Origin of the sequence: Nocardiopsis sp. CNS-639 (assembly GCF_000381685.1) — a bacterium.
In the GTDB taxonomy this organism is placed as follows: domain Bacteria; phylum Actinomycetota; class Actinomycetes; order Streptosporangiales; family Streptosporangiaceae; genus Nocardiopsis; species Nocardiopsis dassonvillei.
Genome location: NZ_KB906858.1, coordinates 154,857 through 171,650 on the forward strand (window position 1 = coordinate 154,857; position 16,794 = coordinate 171,650).

Here is a 16,794-nt window from a genome sequence, read left to right on the forward strand (position 1 = left end):
TCGGTCCGCGAACCCCACACGACACGCCGCTTCGCGACTCCCGCGCCAACCCCTCCCGCGTGCCTGAAGGCCGCCCCTAGGGGAAGTACCAGGGTGGGGCGCCCGAACGGGTCGTGGTGCGCGGACGTCCCAGACGGTAGAAACAACGGACACGGCCGCTCCGCGGCCGCGTGTCCCCGTAGCGGGACACCAACACGAGGGAGGACGAGAACACCGTGGGCCTCTTGCGGTTCATCCTGAACGTCATCTGGATCTTCGTCGCGGGGTTCTGGCTGGCCGTCGGCTACGTCTTCGCGGGCGTCATCTGCTGCATCCTCATCGTCACGATCCCCTTCGGCGTCGCCTCGTTCCGCATGGCCAGGTACGCGATCTGGCCCTTCGGACGCGATCTCGTGCGCAGGCCCGGCGCGGGCGGGGGCAGCACCTTCCTCAACGTCATCTGGGTGATCGTCGCCGGTTGGTGGCTGGCCCTCGGCCACATCGCCACCGCGATCGGCCTCGCCGTCACTATCATCGGTATCCCCATGGCCTGGGCCTCGCTGAAGATGATCCCCGTGGCCCTCGCGCCCTTCGGCAACGAGATCGTCGAGAGCGGCCGTCCGCGGGAACCCTGGCAGTTCTGACAGCGTTGACCTCCCACCGGGCCCGTGGGAAACACGGGCCCCGCCCGTTCGCCCCCCGCGAGACCACCCCCATGCGGCCGTCGGTCCCCCGACCTCCACCGCGCAACGTCCAGAGAATGGAGTCCATGTGCAAGCCCAGCGGCCGGGAGTGTGGGCGCTCCTGAACAAGTGGCTCTCCGCCCGCAGAGCCCGCGCCGAGCGCCTCGCCAGGCTGGAGGCGGAGAACCAGCGCGCCGCCGAACCCCAGGCCGCGGACGAGGGACTGGCCGAGCAGCACCAGGGGGACGACAACCTCCTGCGGTCCATCAGCGACGTCGCCTGGCGGGTACTGCTCATCGGCGTGGTGGCGGGCCTGCTCGTCTACGTGCTCGTCTACCTGTCGGTCGTCACCCTGCCGGTGATCCTGGCGGTGTTCCTCACCGCCCTGCTCATGCCGATCGCCAACGGGCTGCGCCGCAAGGGGCTGGGCCGGGGACTGTCGACCACCATCGCCCTGCTGGTCGGGCTCATCGTCTTCGGCGGCGTGATCTCGCTGATCGTCACGCCCGCCGTCCAGGGCTTCGGCCCGCTGGTGGACAGCGTCACCAGTGCGATCACCGAGCTTCAGGACATCCGGCTGCCCTTCGTCGACCCGGCCCTGTTCACCGACATCATCGACGACGCCTGGGCGCAGATCCAGAGCATGATCACCGAGAACCAGGACCAGCTGCTCAGCGGAGCCTGGACCGCCACCTCGGCGGTGATCTCGGTCCTGGTCGGCATCGTCCTGATCATCGCCCTGACCGTGTACTTCGTGCACTCGGGCGACCAGCTCATGGACTGGCTGGTCACCCTGCTGCCGTCCCGCTCGCGCCCGGGCATGCGCCACGCGGGCGACGTCGCCTACGGAGTCATGGGGCGCTACGTGCGCGGCGTGGCCGCGGTCGGCTTCTTCGACGCCGTCGGCATCGGGATCTTCCTGGTCTTCCTGATCGACATCAACCTGGCCATCCCGCTGATCGTGCTGACCTTCGTCGGGGCCTTCCTGCCGATCATCGGCGCCTTCGTCACCGGCCTGCTCGCCGCCCTGGTGGCCTTCGTGACCGAGGGCTGGGTCATCGCGCTGGTCGTGGTCGGCGCCGTGCTCCTGGTGCAGCAGCTGGAGAGCAACGTCTTCGCGCCGCGCATCTACGGCGCCTCGCTCGACCTGCCCTCGCCGATCGTGCTCATCGGGATCTCCGTCGGCGCGGTCGTCGGCGGCATCCCCGGCATGTTCCTGTCCACTCCGGTGGTCGCCGTGCTGGCCGCGCTGCTGCGCAACCGTCCGCCCTCCAGCGGTGACGACTCCGGCGGAGAGGACGCGGACGTGGCCGAGGTCAGAGCGGACACCGTCGTGGTCAGGGCTGACCAGGGGCCCGTCCAGGACGCCTCCGGCGGAGCCACCCCGGTCGATCCCCCCGAGCAGAAGTAGGTCCGGGGGCGGCGCCGCCACGTCCGCGCCGCCCCCGGGAATGCCCGGCGCCCCCGCCCCGTTGACCGGGCGGGGGCGCCCGCGTTCCGGTCACGTCCTCGCGCCGCCCCCCACCGGTGCCGTTAGTCTGGGTCGGTAGGCCCCGAGCCGCCCCTCCCGCCGCCGCGCGAGGGAGATCATGTCTCCCCGCGGCGCACACGCGTGCCCGGCCGCCCCGACCAGCCACACCGGTCGCACCCGAACGTCCCACCACCCCGTAGGAAGCCCCACCATGCTGATCGCCACCGACCTCGAACTGCGCGTCGGTCCTCGACTCCTGTTGGAGCCGACCACCTTCCGCGTCGCCGCCGGGGACCGGATCGGACTGGTCGGCCGCAACGGTGCGGGCAAGACCACCATGACCAAGGTGCTGGCGGGCGAGGGCCTGCCCACCGGCGGCACGGTCACCTCCTCCGGCAGCATCGGCTACCTGCCCCAGGACCCGCGCACCGGCGACCTGGACGTGATCGCCAGGGACCGGATCCTGTCGGCGCGCGGCATCGACGAGGCCCTGCGCGGGATGCGCGAGGCCGAGAAGAAGATGGCCAGCACCGACACCAAGACCCGCAACAAGGGCGTGCGCGCCTACTCGCGCTGGGAGGAGAGGCTGCACGTGCTGGGCGGCTACTCCGCCGAGTCCGAGGCCGCCGCCATCTCCTCCAGCCTGGGTCTGCCGGACAAGGTGCTCGGCCAGCCGCTGCACACGCTCTCGGGCGGTCAGCGCCGCCGGATCGAGCTGGCGCGCATCCTGTTCAGCGGGGCCGACACCCTGCTCCTGGACGAGCCCACCAACCACCTGGACGCCGACTCCATCGCCTGGCTGCGCGACTTCCTCAAGTCCCACCAGGGCGGGCTCATCGTGATCAGCCACGACGTGGAACTGGTCGAGCACGTGGTGAACAAGGTGTTCTACCTCGACGCCAACCGCAGCGTCATCGACGTCTACAACATGGGCTGGAAGCTGTACCTGGAGCAGCGCGAGGCCGACGAGCGCCGCCGCAGGCGCGAGCTGGCCAACGCCGAGAAGCAGGCCGACACCCTGCGCAAGCAGGCCGACCGCTTCCGGGCCAAGGCGTCCAAGGCGCGCGCCGCGCAGCAGATGCTCAACCGGGCCGACCGCCTCCTGGACGGCGTGCAGGGCGTGCGCAAGTCCGACAAGGTGGCCAAGCTGCGCTTCCCCGACCCGGCGCCCAGCGGCCGCACGCCGCTCATGGCCGAGGGCCTGTCCAAGTCCTACGGGTCCCTGGAGATCTTCGCCGGGGTGGACCTGGCCATCGACCGGGGCAGCCGGGTGGTGATCCTGGGCCTCAACGGCGCGGGCAAGACCACCCTGCTGCGCCTGCTCGGTGGTGTCGAGACACCCGACACGGGCCGGGTCGTGCCCGGTCACGGGCTCAAGCTCGGCTACTACGCCCAGGAGCACGAGACCCTGGACGTGGACCGGTCCGTGCTGGAGAACATGATGAGCGCGGCCCCGGACCTGCCGGAGGTCGAGGCGCGGCGCACGCTGGGCTCGTTCCTGTTCACCGGTGACGACGTGGACAAGCCCGCGGGCGTGCTCTCCGGCGGTGAGAAGACCCGGCTGGCGCTGGCCACCCTGGTGGTCTCCAGCGCCAACGTGCTGCTGCTGGACGAGCCCACCAACAACCTCGACCCGGCCAGCCGGGAGGAGATCCTGGCGGCGCTGCGCAACTACAAGGGCGCGATCGTGCTCGTCACCCACGACGAGGGCGCGGTCGAGGCCCTCCAGCCCGAGCGGGTCATCCTCCTGCCCGACGGCGTCGAGGACGTGTGGAACGCCGAGTTCGAGGACCTCATCGCGCTGGCCTGACGCCGCCCGCGGCGGACGCGAGGTGTGGGGGAGGTGGACGCCCGGCGGGCCCGGGAGGTTCACCTCCCCTCTTTTCGGTCAGTGTTCGCCCCGTGCCGAAAAAGGTGTTCTCGGCGGGGCGCCCGCGTGGTGTGGCGGTCCGCGGGTCCGATACCGGATCATGAGGGTGTCCCACGACGGGTGATCCGACGACTCTGAGGAGCGAGTGAGTGAACGACGCGCCGATCAAGCGCCCACGGCTGGCGGGGGAGGACCGTTCCGCGCTCGCCGCCCAGCTCAAGAGCCGCTACGACGCGGGGGAGAGCATCCGCATGCTGGCGGCGGCCACCGGACGGTCCTACGGTTTCGTCCACCGGCTCCTGAGTGAGGCCGGGGTGGAACTGCGCGGTCGCGGAGGCCCCACGCGCAAGGCGTGAGGCGTCGCGGCCCGGCCCGCTGGCCGCCCTGTGTTACCGATGGGTAATATCCGGGGGTGACCCCGAACACGACGGAGGAACCCATGGCACAGGCGACGAACGGGTCCGGACCGGCGCCCACCGAGGAGGAGCTCTCCCGGGCCAGGCTCAGGCTGGTGGTGCGGGGGCCGGTCGCCCACGTCACCATCAGCCGCCCCGACCGCCGCAACGCGATGACCGGGCGCACCTGGACCACGCTGGCCCGCATCGGCCGGACCCTCCCCGAGGACGTCCGCATCGTCGTCGTCGACGGGGACGGCGACATCTTCTCCGCCGGGATCGACCTCGGCATGTTCAGCCCCGAGGGCGTCGACGGCGAGCGCTCCATGGTCGCGGGCCTGGCCGACGGCACCGCCTCCGACGCCGAGGTGCGGGACTACATCGCCGGCCTGCAGGAGGGCTTCCTCTGGCTGCGCCGCCCCGACCTGGTCACCGTCGCCGCCGTGCGCGGCCACGCCATCGGCGCGGGCTTCCAGCTGGCCCTGTCCTGCGACCTGCGCATCCTGGCCGACGACGCCCAGTTGTGCATGAAGGAGCCCGCCCTGGGACTGGTCCCCGACCTCACCGGCACCAAGCCCCTGGTCGACATCGTCGGCGTCAATCGCGCGATCGAGATCTGCCTGACCGCCCGCCGCGTGGGCGCCCAGGAGGCGCGCGACCTGGGCCTGGCCGAGCTCGTGGTCCCCGCGGACGAACTCTCCGCCGCGGTGGACGACGTCGTGGCCGCCCTGCTCGCCACCGACCGCGCGGCCGCCACCGCCACCAAGGCCCTGCTCCAGCAGGCCGCGGGCAACACCCTCCAGCAGCAGGCCGAGGCCGAGCGCGCGGCGCAGGCCGCCCGGCTCGCCGCCCTGGCCCGGGCCGCGGCCGACGGATCACGCTAGCGCTCCGCCTCCCGTCCTCCTGCCCCGGACCAGGGGCGACGCCGCGTACCCAGCGGTCGCGCGAAGATGTGGACGGGAGGGGGAGACCCTTGTCACCGGTCGAAAACCCCCACCCGGTCCCCGTCGTGGGAGGATCTCTAGTAGTCTTCTACGAGCGGTCGTGACATGCCGCGCGCATCCGAGCGCGCCGAGGCCGCGCAAGACGCGGAGAGCGTGCCGACCCGGTCGGCGCCACTCTTGACCCGAAGAGTCGCTCGTCCCCCCACGCCAGTGAGGATCTCACGAGCTCAGGAGCCCCACGCACATGATGGGGCCCGCTTCCGCGTGTGATCAGGCGCGTTTGTGTGATTTCTTCGCTGGGTCGGTCATGGCCGTGTGAAGCCTTCCTCGAAACGCCGCCAAACGATGAGGAAGGTACACGTCACTTGACGACGGACACTGCCGTAACGCCTGCCTTCGACAGCCTGGGACTGCCCCAGGACATCGTCGAGGAGCTGGCCAAGAACGGTGTGACCACCCCGTTCCCGATCCAGGCCGCCACCATTCCCGACGCCATCGAGGGCCGCGACGTCCTCGGCTGCGGCCGCACCGGATCGGGCAAGACCCTGGCCTTCGGCCTGCCGGTCCTGATGCGCGCCGCCGAGCGCCGCGCCGCCGCCAACCGGCCCCGGGCCCTGATCCTGGTGCCCACCCGCGAGCTGGCCCACCAGGTCCGCGACGCCCTGCGCACCTACGCCCGCATCGTGGGCGTGCGCGTGGGCGACGTCGTCGGCGGCAGCTCCTACACCCGCCAGATCAACGAGCTGCGCCGCGGCGTCGAGGTCCTGGTCGCCACCCCGGGCCGTCTGTCCGACCTGATCGACCAGGGCGCCTGCGACCTGGGCGACGTGGAGATCTCGGTGCTGGACGAGGCCGACCAGATGTGCGACATGGGCTTCATGCCGCAGGTCAGCGAGCTCCTGGACCAGGTCCGCCCCGACGGGCAGACCCTGCTGTTCTCGGCCACGCTCGACGGCGACGTCGACAAGCTGGTCCGCAAGTACATGAACGAGCCGCGCACCCACTCCGTGGACCCGCCGGTCTCGCAGGTCGCCAAGATGGAGCACCACCTGCTCAAGGTGCTGCCCCGCGACAAGAACACGATCGTCACCCAGATCGCCGCGCGCGAGGGCCGCACGATCCTGTTCGTGCGCAGCAAGTACCGCGCCGACACCATCAGCGAGCAGCTGGCCCAGGCCGGTGTCCCCTGCGCCTCCCTGCACGGCGGCAAGACCCAGAGCGTGCGCACCCGCACCCTGGCCAAGTTCCGTGAGGGCCGCATCCAGGCCCTGGTCGCCACCGACGTCGCCGCCCGCGGCATCCACGTCGACGGCATCGACATGGTGGTCAACGTCGACCTGCCCACCGGCCACAAGGACTACCTGCACCGCGGCGGCCGCACCGCCCGCGCGGGTGCCTCCGGCCTGGTGGTCTCCCTGGTGGCGCCCAACCAGCGCCGCATGGCCCGCCGCCTGCTCAGCGACGCCGGTGTCGAGGCCAAGCAGCACCTGGTCAACCCGGGCGACGAGCTGCTCAGCGAGGTGACCGGAGCCAAGGAGCCCTCCTGGGAGCCGTGGATCGAGCCGCCGGAGCCCGTGCGCGAGCGCCGCGGCCGCGGCGGCCCCCGTCGGGGCGGCCCCCGCGGTGGCGGTGGCGGCTACCGGGGTGGTGGCGGCGGCTACCGCGGCGGTGACCGTCGCGGTGGCGGTGGCGGTTACCGGGGCGACCGCCCCGGTGGCGAGCGCCGTGACTTCGCTCCGCGCGGTGAGGGCGGCTACCGCGGCGGCGAGCGCCGCGGGGCCGAGGGAGGCGGCGGTTACCGGGGCGACCGTCCCGGTGGTGAGCGCCGTGACTTCGCTCCGCGCGGTGAGGGCGGCTACCGCGGCGGCGAGCGCCGTGGCGGCGGTGGCGGTTACCGTGGCGGCGACAACCGCGGCGGCTACCGCGGCGACCGTCGCGGCCCGCGCCGCGAGGAGCGCTTCGACTCCGCTCCGCAGTACTGATCCCGTCACCGCTCCCGTGCTCGGAGCGGTACCGGTGCGATGACAGACCCGGGCCCGGCAGGTGGCACCTGCCGGGCCCGGGCCCTTTTACCGGGGTCACCCACTTCTCTCGGACACTGCCACCTCCCGCAGGTCGCGGCCCCTGGTCTCGCGGGCGGCCGCGACGGCGACCAGGGTGACCGCGGCCATGGCGGCCACGTACAGCGAGACCGGCACGCTGCTGCCGAACGAGGCCAGCAGGGCCGTCGCGACCAGCGGGGCCAGTCCGCCCGCCACGATCGACGCCAGCTGGTAGCCCACCGACGCTCCCGAGTAGCGCACGCGGGTGCTGAACAGCTCGGAGAAGAAGGCCGCCTGCGGGCCGTACATGGCCCCGTGCAGGACCAGGCCGACCGTCACGGCCAGGGTCACCGACCAGAAGGTCCCCGCGTCCACGAGCGGGAAGAAGGCGAACACCCACAGCCCCGCCCCCGCGGCCCCCAGCGCGGTCACCGGCCTGCGGCCGATCCGGTCCGAGAGGGCTCCCCACGCGGGGATGGTCACCAGGTGCACCGCCGAGGCGACGAGTACCGCGTTGAGCACCTGGCCGTTGGGCATCCCCGCCTCCTGCGTCGCGTAGACCAGGATGAACGCGGTGACGACGTAGTACGACACGTTCTCGGCCATGCGCACGCCCATGGCCACCAGGGCCTCGCGCCAGTGGTCGCGCAGCACGCCCAGGATCGGGGCGCGCTCGGGCCGGGCCGAGGCCGCCGCCCGCTCGTGCGCGTCGCGGAAGACCTGCGACTCGCTGACCGCCAGGCGCACCCACAGGCCGATGAGCACCAGCACGCCCGAGAGCAGGAACGGCACGCGCCAGCCCCAGGACAGGAAGGCCGCGTCGCTCATCACCACGGCGAGCACCGCCAGCACGGCGGTGGCCAGCAGGTTGCCGCCCGGAGCGCCCGCCTGCGGCCAGGACGCCCAGAACCCCCGGTGCCGCGGCTCGCCGTGCTCGGCGACGAGCAGCACCGCGCCGCCCCACTCGCCGCCCAGGGCGAAGCCCTGGACCACCCGCAGCAGCGTCAGCAGCAGCGGAGCGGCCACGCCGATCACCGCGTAGGTCGGCAGCAGGCCGATCGCGAACGTCGATCCGCCCATCAGCAGCAGACTGATGACCAGCAGCTGTTTGCGGCCGATCCGGTCGCCGAAGTGACCGAAGACCAGGCCGCCCAGCGGACGCGCGACGAACCCCACGGCGTAGGTGGTGAACGCCAGCATGGTGCCCACCAGCGGGTCGGACTCGGGGAAGAAGACGTGGTTGAACACGAGCGCGGCGGCCGACCCGTAGAGGAAGAAGTCGTACCACTCGATCGTCGTGCCGATGAGGCTGGCGGTGACCACCCGCCCGAAGGAGGCTTTCTGTCTCATGTCCGGCAACCGTAGGGAGCGCGGGCACGGCTGACCATGGGCGCCCCCACCACAGGCCGGGGCCCGATCATGTGCCCGCGGCGGGTTGTTGACCCGTTACGGTCCTTTACCGCCCCTTCGCGTGTCCGCACGGGCTCCCACCTCCGGTGACGTGGACACTTGCCGGAGACCGGACCGCTTGAAGGGGAGCGCGTGAACAACGCAGTCGTCGCCGTCAACGACTTCTTCTGGAGCTACTTCCTCATCCCGCTCCTGATCGTCCTGGCCGTCTACTTCACGGTGCGCTCGGGGATCGTGCAGCTGCGTCTGCTGCCGGAGATGTTCCGCGTCCTTGGCAGCGCCCCGGGGGTGGCGCCCGACGGCCGGCGGGAGATCTCCTCCTTCCAGGCCTTCTCCATCTCGGCCGCCTCACGGGTGGGGACGGGCAACATCGTCGGCGTCTCCACCGCGATCATCCTGGGCGGGCCGGGCGCGGTGTTCTGGATGTGGACGATGGCCGCGGTGCTGGGCGCCGCGGCGTTCGTGGAGTCCACCCTCGCCCAGCTGTACAAGGTGCGCACCGACACCGGCTTCCGGGGCGGTCCGGCCTACTACATGGAGAAGGGGCTGGGCAGGCGGTGGATGGGCGTGCTGTTCGCGGTGATCATCACCGTGACCTTCAGCCTGGTGTTCAACACGGTGCAGGCCAACAGCATCGCCGCCGCCGTGTCCACCTCCGTGGGCGCCCTCGGCGGAACGCCCGGCCTGCTGCTGTCGGCCGTGATCGGGCTGGTGCTGGCGGGCCTGACCGCGCTGGTGATCTTCGGCGGGGTCAGGCGCATCGCGCACGCGGCCCAGGCGCTGGTCCCGCTCATGGCCGTCCTGTACATCCTCATCGGCCTGTGGGTGGTCGCCCTCAACATAGGGGAGCTGCCCCGGGTCGTCGGCGACATCTTCGCGTCGGCGTTCGGCGCGCGCGAGTTCGTCGCCGGGGGAGTGGGCACGGCCATCGTCCAGGGCATGCGGCGCGGCATGTTCTCCAACGAGGCGGGTCTGGGCTCGGCCCCCAACGCCGGGGCCACCGCCTCGGTCTCCCACCCGGCCAAGCAGGGGCTCGTGCAGACGCTGGGCGTGTACTTCGACACCTGGCTGGTGTGCTCGGTGACGGCCTTCATCGTGCTGGTCAGCGGCCCCGAGTACGGCGACGACCGGGGCATCCAGGTCACGCAGGGCGCGCTGGAGGACAGCCTGGGCGGGTGGTCGGTCCACGCGCTCACGGTCATCCTCTTCCTGCTGGCCTTCACCTCCGTGCTGGGCAACTACTACTACGGGGAGACCAACCTCCAGTTCCTGGACAGCAGCCCCCAGCACATGACCTACTTCCGCTACGCGGTCCTGGCGGCGGTCTTCCTCGGCTCCGTGGCGCCCCTGACCCTGGTGTGGAGCCTGGCCGACATCTCCATGGGCGTGATGGCCACCGTGAACCTGCTGGCCCTGGCACCGCTGTCGGGGATCGCCTTCCGGCTGCTGGCCGACTACAGCCGCCAGCTGCGCAACGGCCTGGACCCCCAGTTCACGCTCGCCAAGATGCCCGGCCTGCGCAACGTGGAGTGCTGGGGCCCGGCCTCCGGGCCCCAGCCCGAGGACGTCCCCCGCGACGAGGGCGAGGCGCCCCCGGACCCGGGCGCCGTCGCGGAGGAGCAGGGGCGGGACGGCGAGCGGTCCGACCCGGAAGAGGCGGAGTCGCACGGCGCGACGGCCGTGGACGAGGCCGCTGACGCGGACCGCTCCGACGGTGACGACGGCCCCGAGGAGGGGAACCGGGGCTCCGACACCGAGCGATGACCGGGGCGTGCGGTAAACACCCCCCCTCCACCGGCTCCCCTTCCCTCCTCCGGTGCTCCTCCCGGCCGCCGTGGCCGGGCCCGCCCCGGGCGCGCTCTCCCTCCCCGTGACGGCCCTGCCGCCTCGGGGTTCGGCGGCCTGTGGTCCGCGTCTGTGTGTCGGTGGGCGTCGTGCTCGTGCTGGTGGCGGCCCGCAGGCCCGGGGACCGGCCGCGGGCGCTCGCCGCGATGGTGCCCGCGGGGCTGGTGCGGTACGTGGGTGTGGGAGGAGAGCGGAAGACCGTTTCCCCCGCCGGGGTGGGCTGCCCCGGTCGAACCCGGGGCCCGGTTGTCCACAGGCCGGAGTGGGACGCTGACGGGCGAAAACGATTTTCGGTACGATGCGTGGAGTTCCCACCCGACCACCGCGGAGTACCACCGTGTCCGACCGGACGACGCCCGCCGCCGCACCCGACCCCGCCGCGCCCGGCTCCGCCCCGCCCAACGCCTCCGCCTCGCTCGGCGACACCCTCGCCGGGGGGTGGAGCGACCGCGGCGACGAACTGCCCCCCGAGGACTGGGGGCGCAGGGGCGGTCAGCGCAGGACCGGCACGGTCTGGCTGTTCGCCCTGTTCATCACCGCCATGGCGATGGGGCACGCCTGGGTCACCGACCGGCTGACCAGCGACGCCTTCCTGGCCTGGGCCACCATCTTCACCGCGATCAGCTTCCAGGCGCTGCCCTTCCTGGTCTTCGGCGTCGCGCTGTCGGCGGCGCTCACCGCGTTCGTCCCGACCTCGGTCTACCAGCGCCTCATCCCCTCCAGCCCCGCGCGGGCGGTGCCGGTGGCCGGGGCCTCCGGCGCCCTGCTGCCCGGGTGCGAGTGCGCCTCGGTCCCCATCGCCGGAAGCCTGATCAAGGGCGGGGTCGCGCCCGCCGCCGCGCTGACCTTCCTGCTGGCCGCGCCCGCGATCAACCCGATCGTGATGATCGCCACCGCGGTGGCCTTCGCCGGGCAGCCCGAGATGGTGCTCGCCCGGTTCGTCGCCTCGCTGCTGGCCGCCGTGGTCATCGGGTGGATCTGGGTGCGCTTCGGCCGCACCGACTGGCTGCGCCTGCCCGCGCGCACGCACGCCCCCGGCGAATCCCGGTGGACCGTCTTCCGCGAGTCCATGCTGCACGACATGATGCACGCGGGCGGCTACCTCGTGGTCGGCGGCCTGGCCGCGGCCTCCCTCAACGTCCTGGTCCCGCGCGAGTGGCTGGTGACGGTGGCCGGACTCCCGGTCGTCTCGGTCCTCGTGCTCGCCCTGCTCGCCATCCTGCTGTCCATCTGCTCCGAGGCCGACGCGTTCGTCGCGGTCAGCCTCACCGAGTTCTCGCCCACCGCCAAGCTCGCGTTCATGGTGATCGGCCCGATGGTCGACCTCAAGCTCATCGCGATGCAGGCGGGTGTGTTCGGCTGGCGCTTCGTGGTGCGCTTCGCGCCGATGTGCCTGCTGGTCGGGCTGCTCAGCACCTTCCTGATCGGAGGCCTCTTCCTGTGAACCGCATCGCCCAGGGGCTCACCCTCGTCCTGCTCGGCGCCGCCGCGCTGACCAGCACGGTCGCCACCGACCTCTACCTCAACTGGGTCAAGGCGGGCTTCGGCCCCTTCCTCATCGCCGCGGGCGTGGTCATGGCCGTGCTCGGCGTGCTCATCATCGTGGCCGAGCTGCGCGGTGAGAGGGCGGCCGCGAACGCCCCCGAGGAGCACTCCGACCACTCCGCCGACGGCCACGGCCACGGGCACGACCACTCCCGCGCGCCCAGAGTGGCCTGGCTGCTCCTGCTGCCGGTGGTCGCGGTCTTCGTCGTCGCCCCGCCCGCGCTGGGCGCCTACACCGTGGAGTCCACCGCCTCCTCCTCCGCCCCGCCGCCCGAGCAGGCTCGCCCCGGCCGCTTCGACGACGGCCTGGCCGAGGCCGGACCGGGCGAGGTCGTCGCGATGGACATCCGCCAGTTCGTGATGCGCGCCTGGGTGGACGAGGAGCGCCAGCTGGCCGGGCGCGAGGTCGAGCTGACCGGTTTCGCGGTGCCCGACCCCGAGGGGGAGGGCTGGTTCCTGGCCCGCCTCCAGATGTCCTGCTGCGCGGCCGACGCCATCGTCAACAAGGTGCACATCTCCAACGAGCCCTCGCCGGAGACCGACAGCTGGTGGACGGTGCGCGGCACCTGGGTCGAGCCCGAGGGCGACATCGCCGACGTCAGCCAGCACGAGTTCGAGGTCCTGGAGATGGAGGAGGTCAGCAACCCGCCCTCCCCCTACGAGCAGTAACCGCCGGTCCGTTCGTCAACCGCCGCCACACCGCCGTCGCTTCGACGGATGTCCGGTCCCCTGGGTGACAATGGGGCGATGCCAGGTTGGGATGACGGGCCCATGAGGGTGTGGGAGCGGATACGTCCCCGGTCGATTCGGGCCCGGGTCACGTTCGGCGCGGTCGCGGCACTGGCCGTGGTCACCGGACTGGGCCTGGCCCTGACCATCTTCCTCGTCCGTGAGGCGATCGTGGAGCAGGTCCGCGACCTGGCGGCGGAGGAGGCCCGCGACGTCGCGGACCACATCGCGGTCCAGCGCTATCCGGAGCTGATCCCCGACGGGGAGTCCGTCCTGCGGATCCAGGTCGTCGCGCGCGACTCCGGTGCGGTGCTCGCCTCCAGCGACGCCATGGAGGGCCAGCCGCAGCTGACCGCCGAGCGCCCCACCGCCTCCGACCCGCGGGTGGACACCACGGTCTGCGGGCCGGTCGCGGGCGTCGACCCCCGGACCTGCCTGCTGGTGTCGGGTTACGCCGTCGACGACACGGCCTACGGCGACGTCGTCGTCCTGGCGGCCGTGGGCACGCCCCAGATCGTGGCCACCCACGTGCTGGAGGACGCGCTGGTGGTGATGTCCTGCGTCCTGCTCGCCACCACCGGGTTCGTCATCTGGCACGGGGTCGGCCGGGCACTGCGCCCAGTGGAGGAGATCAGGGCCCAGCTCGACACCCTCTCCGTCAGTGACCTGCACCGCAGGCTCCCGGTGCCCGACAGCGACGACGAGATCGCCCACCTGGCCCGTACCGCCAACCACAGCCTGGAACGGATGGAGGAGGGGATGGCCCGGCAGCGGCGGTTCGTCTCGGACGCCTCCCACGAGTTGCGCAACCCCATCGCCGGGATGCGGACCAAGCTGGAGGTGGAGCTCTCCGACCCCGATCCCGACGCCCGCGCGCGTGAACGGCTGCTCACCGGTCTGCTCTCGGACACCGAGCGGTTGGAGAACATCGTCGCCGACCTGCTCGAACTCGCCCGTCTGGACGCCGGTACCGCGCCTGTTCAGGAAAGGCTGGACCTGTCCGCGCTGGTCGCGGAGGAGTTCCCGTTCGAGCGCCGTATTCCCGAACTGCGGCTGCACTCCTCCGGGCCGGTCCACGTCGTCGCCAACCGCCTGCGCCTCGTGCGGGTCCTGACGAACCTGATCGCCAACGCCGACCGGCACGCCGTATCCCGCGTCGACGTCATCGTCGGGCGGGAGGACGGTTTCGCGGTGGTGGAGGTGCACGACGACGGGTCGGGGATTCCGCCCGGGGAACGGGAGCGGATCTTCGAGCGCTTCGCGCGGTTGAGCGAGTCGCGGGAGCGCGATCCCGGCGGCAGCGGCCTGGGGTTGGCCATCTCCCGCGAGATCGCCCGGGCCCACGGCGGCAGTCTGCTGGCCGGCCACAGCGAGCTGCTCGGCGGGGCCGCGTTCGTTCTGCGCCTCCCCGAGGCCTCCGAGGACCCCGAACAGCACGGGCACCACGGGCACCACGACCGTCCCGAGTAACGCGGGCCGTTCCGTTCGTCCTGGGCACCGCGGTCATCCCGGCTGTTCCGGACAGCGCGGACCGTACCGTCCGCTCCGGGCGGCACGGGTGTTCGGGGCGTCCCGGACAACACTGAACGCACTGTTCGCCCCGCCTGTGCCGAACGGCGCTGATATGCCGGTTCCGTGGGAGTCCGGCGCCGGGCGTACGCTGTGGCCATGGGTGAGGACACGCGCGGCGTGCGAGCCGCGGACGTGTCGCGGCTCGCCCTGCTGCTGCTCTGGGTGGCGCTGCTGGTGTCGGCGCTGTTGTGGGGCCCCGACCTGGAGACCCTCCAGGCCTGGGTGGAGGACGCCGGAGCGGCCGCTCCGCTGGCCTACCTGAGCGTGTACCTGCTGGGAGTGTTCGCCTTCCTGCCCAGGCCCGCCCTCAACGCCGCCGCCGGGCTGCTCTTCGGAATGTCCCTGGGCCTGGTCCTGGCCGTGGCGGGCGGGGTGTGCGCCGCCCTGGCCCAGTTCTGGGTCGCCCGCCACGTGGCGGGCGACGCGGTGGCCCGGCGGCTGCCCGAGGGGGCCCGCACCCGGTTGGAGACCCTGGCGGGCGGTCGCGCCCTCCTGGCGGTGCTCCAGCTGCGCCTGGTTCCGGTCATCCCCTACCAGGTGGTCAACTACGGCTTCGGGCTGACCCGGATGCGGATGTGGCCCTTCGTGCTGGGCACGCTCCTGGGCGGGGTGCCCAGCACGGCGGCGCTGGTGCTGGTCGGCGTCGGCGGCACGGACCTGGGCCTGCCGGTGGCCGTGGGCGGGGCGGTGCTCGCGGTGGTGATCGGCGCGGTCTGGTGGGCGCGCTCGCGCCGCGGGCGGACGCGGTCCTGAGGCCCGTCCCGAACCCGCGCGTTCCCGCGGCGGTCGCGCACGCCCGCCCGCCTTCGACCGGCAGGCCCACAAGCGCCGCGACCCGGTCGAACGCTGCATCGGCCCGCTCAAGCACCACCGGGGCGTCGCTACGCGTCTGGACAAGCTCGCCACGCCTCCCCGGGCCGGGGCCGTACCGGTCAGCGCCCCGCTCTGGCCGGACCACGAACCAGAGAACGGAACCTAGCCGCCGGACCCCCCGAAGAGGGTCACCTCGTCGGGCGAGGGCCGGTCCAGCTCGAAGGGCAGGACCTCCCCGCCGTCGCTGTCGGTGACCATGGGCTCCTGGAGGACCTCGGGCTCCTCACCGGCGTGGTGCTGCACCACCATCACCCCGGCGTAGCCGCTGTGGTCGTCCTCGGTGGCGTTGAACGGCACCAGGCCGGGCCCCGTCCACTCGTGGGAGTCGAGGGTGGAGAGCAGGCTCTCCCGGGTCAGGTCGGGGCCGGTCTCCATGAGCACCTGGGCGAACAGGACCGCCTGCACCATGCCGTAGACGGTGGTGTCGGTGAAGGGCGTGCCCTCGTTGTACCTCTCGTGGATCTCCAGGAAGAACTCGGTCCACGGGTCCTCGCGCTGGGCGGCCATCGGCAGGAACGCGGTGATGATCAGACCGTCCAGGAAGGCCTCGGGCGGGACGTTCTCGGCCGCCGTGCCCTGTGCGTACTCCTCGATCAGCCCGGTGGCCACCGCCACGTCGCCGCCGAAGCTGGGCGCCACCCACTGAGGGGTGTAGCCGATCGCGGTGGCCTCCAGGACGGCCAGGGCCAGGAAGGCGGGGATGCAGTGGCAGACGGCGACCTCGGCGCCCGACCGCTTGAGCTCCTCGACCTGTCCGGCGAGCTCGGGAACGCCGGGGTCGTAGGACTCCCAGGCCACGATCTCCTCGGTGAGGTACTGCTCGATCCCCGCGTGGGAGGAGGGGCCCACGTCGTCGTTCTGGTAGAGCAGGCCGACCCTGTCGCCGGGGAAGTTCTCGGCGATGTACTGGCCCTGGATCTTGGCCTCCCGGGTGTAGTCGACCTGGAAGCCGTAGCTGTGGGGGTAGACCTCGGGCTGGTCCCAGGCCAGGGCGCCGGAGGAGACGAACAGGTCGGGGACGCCCGCCTCGTTGAGCTCCTCGATCACGGCCTCGTGGGTGGGGGTGCCCAGGCCGCCGAGCATGGCGAAGATCTCCTGGTCGTCGATGAGGCTGCGGACGGCCTCCTGGGTCTGCGCGGGGTCGAACGCGTCGTCCTGGACCTGGTACTCGATCCGGCGGCCGTGGATGCCGCCGTTGTCGTTGATGTAGTCGAACACGGCGCGGGCGCCGGTGGAGACGTGGCGGAAACCCGGGGAGGCCGCTCCGGTGAGCGGTTGGTGCGTGCCGATGACGACGGCGTCGTCCGTCACCCCGGGGGTGACGGCCCGGTCGGAGCCGTCCGTGCCGCTGGAGCAGGAGGTGAGGAGAACCGTGACGGCCAGCGTCGAGGAGAGGATGCTCAGTGGTCGCATGATGGTGTCCTGGACTCGGTCGT

Annotated in this window: 13 protein-coding genes; 11 read left to right on the plus strand and 2 right to left on the minus strand. The window is 72.2% G+C overall.

Going from position 1 to position 16,794, the window contains the following annotated elements:
* Nucleotides 1-215: 215 nt before the first annotated feature.
* The 6 genes from G011_RS0110000 (at nt 216) to G011_RS0110025 (ending at nt 7,324) form a co-directional block, all read left to right on the plus strand.
* Nucleotides 216-623, plus strand: coding sequence for a YccF domain-containing protein (locus tag G011_RS0110000; RefSeq protein WP_019608341.1), 408 nt, complete (start codon nt 216-218; stop codon nt 621-623).
* A 148-nt stretch (nt 624-771) separates the two neighbouring features.
* Nucleotides 772-2,073 (plus strand): AI-2E family transporter, encoded by a 1,302-nt coding sequence (locus G011_RS0110005; RefSeq protein ID WP_019608342.1) that lies wholly within the window; start codon nt 772-774, stop codon nt 2,071-2,073.
* Between the two features lie 271 nt (nt 2,074-2,344).
* A complete protein-coding gene (locus G011_RS0110010; RefSeq protein ID WP_013153821.1) occupies nt 2,345-3,943 on the plus strand; it encodes an ABC-F family ATP-binding cassette domain-containing protein in 1,599 nt (532 codons plus the stop codon).
* Nucleotides 3,944-4,152: 209 nt separating this feature from the next.
* Nucleotides 4,153-4,359 (plus strand): helix-turn-helix domain-containing protein, encoded by a 207-nt coding sequence (locus G011_RS0110015; protein ID WP_013153820.1) that lies wholly within the window; start codon nt 4,153-4,155, stop codon nt 4,357-4,359.
* Between the two features lie 83 nt (nt 4,360-4,442).
* On the plus strand, nt 4,443-5,282 hold the full coding sequence (locus G011_RS0110020; protein WP_019608343.1) for an enoyl-CoA hydratase/isomerase family protein: 840 nt from the start codon (nt 4,443-4,445) through the stop codon (nt 5,280-5,282).
* 425 nt (nt 5,283-5,707) lie between these two features.
* A complete protein-coding gene (locus G011_RS0110025; protein WP_019608344.1) occupies nt 5,708-7,324 on the plus strand; it encodes a DEAD/DEAH box helicase in 1,617 nt (538 codons plus the stop codon).
* A 96-nt stretch (nt 7,325-7,420) separates the two neighbouring features.
* Here the strand turns inward: G011_RS0110025 and G011_RS0110030 are convergent, their stop codons facing one another.
* On the minus strand, nt 7,421-8,734 hold the full coding sequence (locus tag G011_RS0110030) for an MFS transporter (protein WP_026338190.1): 1,314 nt from the start codon (nt 8,732-8,734) through the stop codon (nt 7,421-7,423).
* Nucleotides 8,735-8,926: 192 nt separating this feature from the next.
* Here G011_RS0110030 and G011_RS0110035 point away from each other — a divergent pair, with 192 nt between their 5' ends.
* The 5 genes from G011_RS0110035 to G011_RS0110055 all read left to right on the plus strand — a co-directional run bounded on the left by G011_RS0110035 (nt 8,927) and on the right by G011_RS0110055 (nt 15,238).
* Nucleotides 8,927-10,558 (plus strand): sodium:alanine symporter family protein, encoded by a 1,632-nt coding sequence (locus tag G011_RS0110035; RefSeq protein WP_019608346.1) that lies wholly within the window; start codon nt 8,927-8,929, stop codon nt 10,556-10,558.
* Nucleotides 10,559-10,976: 418 nt separating this feature from the next.
* Complete coding sequence (locus tag G011_RS0110040; protein WP_019608347.1) at nt 10,977-12,083, plus strand: permease; 1,107 nt, start codon at nt 10,977-10,979, stop codon at nt 12,081-12,083.
* Nucleotides 12,080-12,853 (plus strand): TIGR03943 family putative permease subunit, encoded by a 774-nt coding sequence (locus tag G011_RS0110045; RefSeq protein ID WP_019608348.1) that lies wholly within the window; start codon nt 12,080-12,082, stop codon nt 12,851-12,853. The genes G011_RS0110040 and G011_RS0110045 overlap by 4 nt, the downstream gene beginning before the upstream one ends.
* Before the next feature lie 78 nt (nt 12,854-12,931).
* Entirely contained in the window at nt 12,932-14,383 is a 1,452-nt protein-coding gene (locus tag G011_RS0110050; protein ID WP_036552468.1) for a cell wall metabolism sensor histidine kinase WalK, read from the plus strand.
* A gap of 198 nt (nt 14,384-14,581) precedes the next feature.
* Nucleotides 14,582-15,238, plus strand: a complete 657-nt coding sequence (locus tag G011_RS0110055) for a TVP38/TMEM64 family protein (RefSeq protein WP_019608350.1) — start codon at nt 14,582-14,584, stop codon at nt 15,236-15,238.
* Between the two features lie 222 nt (nt 15,239-15,460).
* Here G011_RS0110055 and G011_RS0110060 read toward each other — a convergent pair whose 3' ends face one another.
* On the minus strand, nt 15,461-16,771 hold the full coding sequence (locus G011_RS0110060) for an ABC transporter substrate-binding protein (RefSeq protein ID WP_019608351.1): 1,311 nt from the start codon (nt 16,769-16,771) through the stop codon (nt 15,461-15,463).
* Between the last annotated feature and the right edge of the window lie 23 nt (nt 16,772-16,794).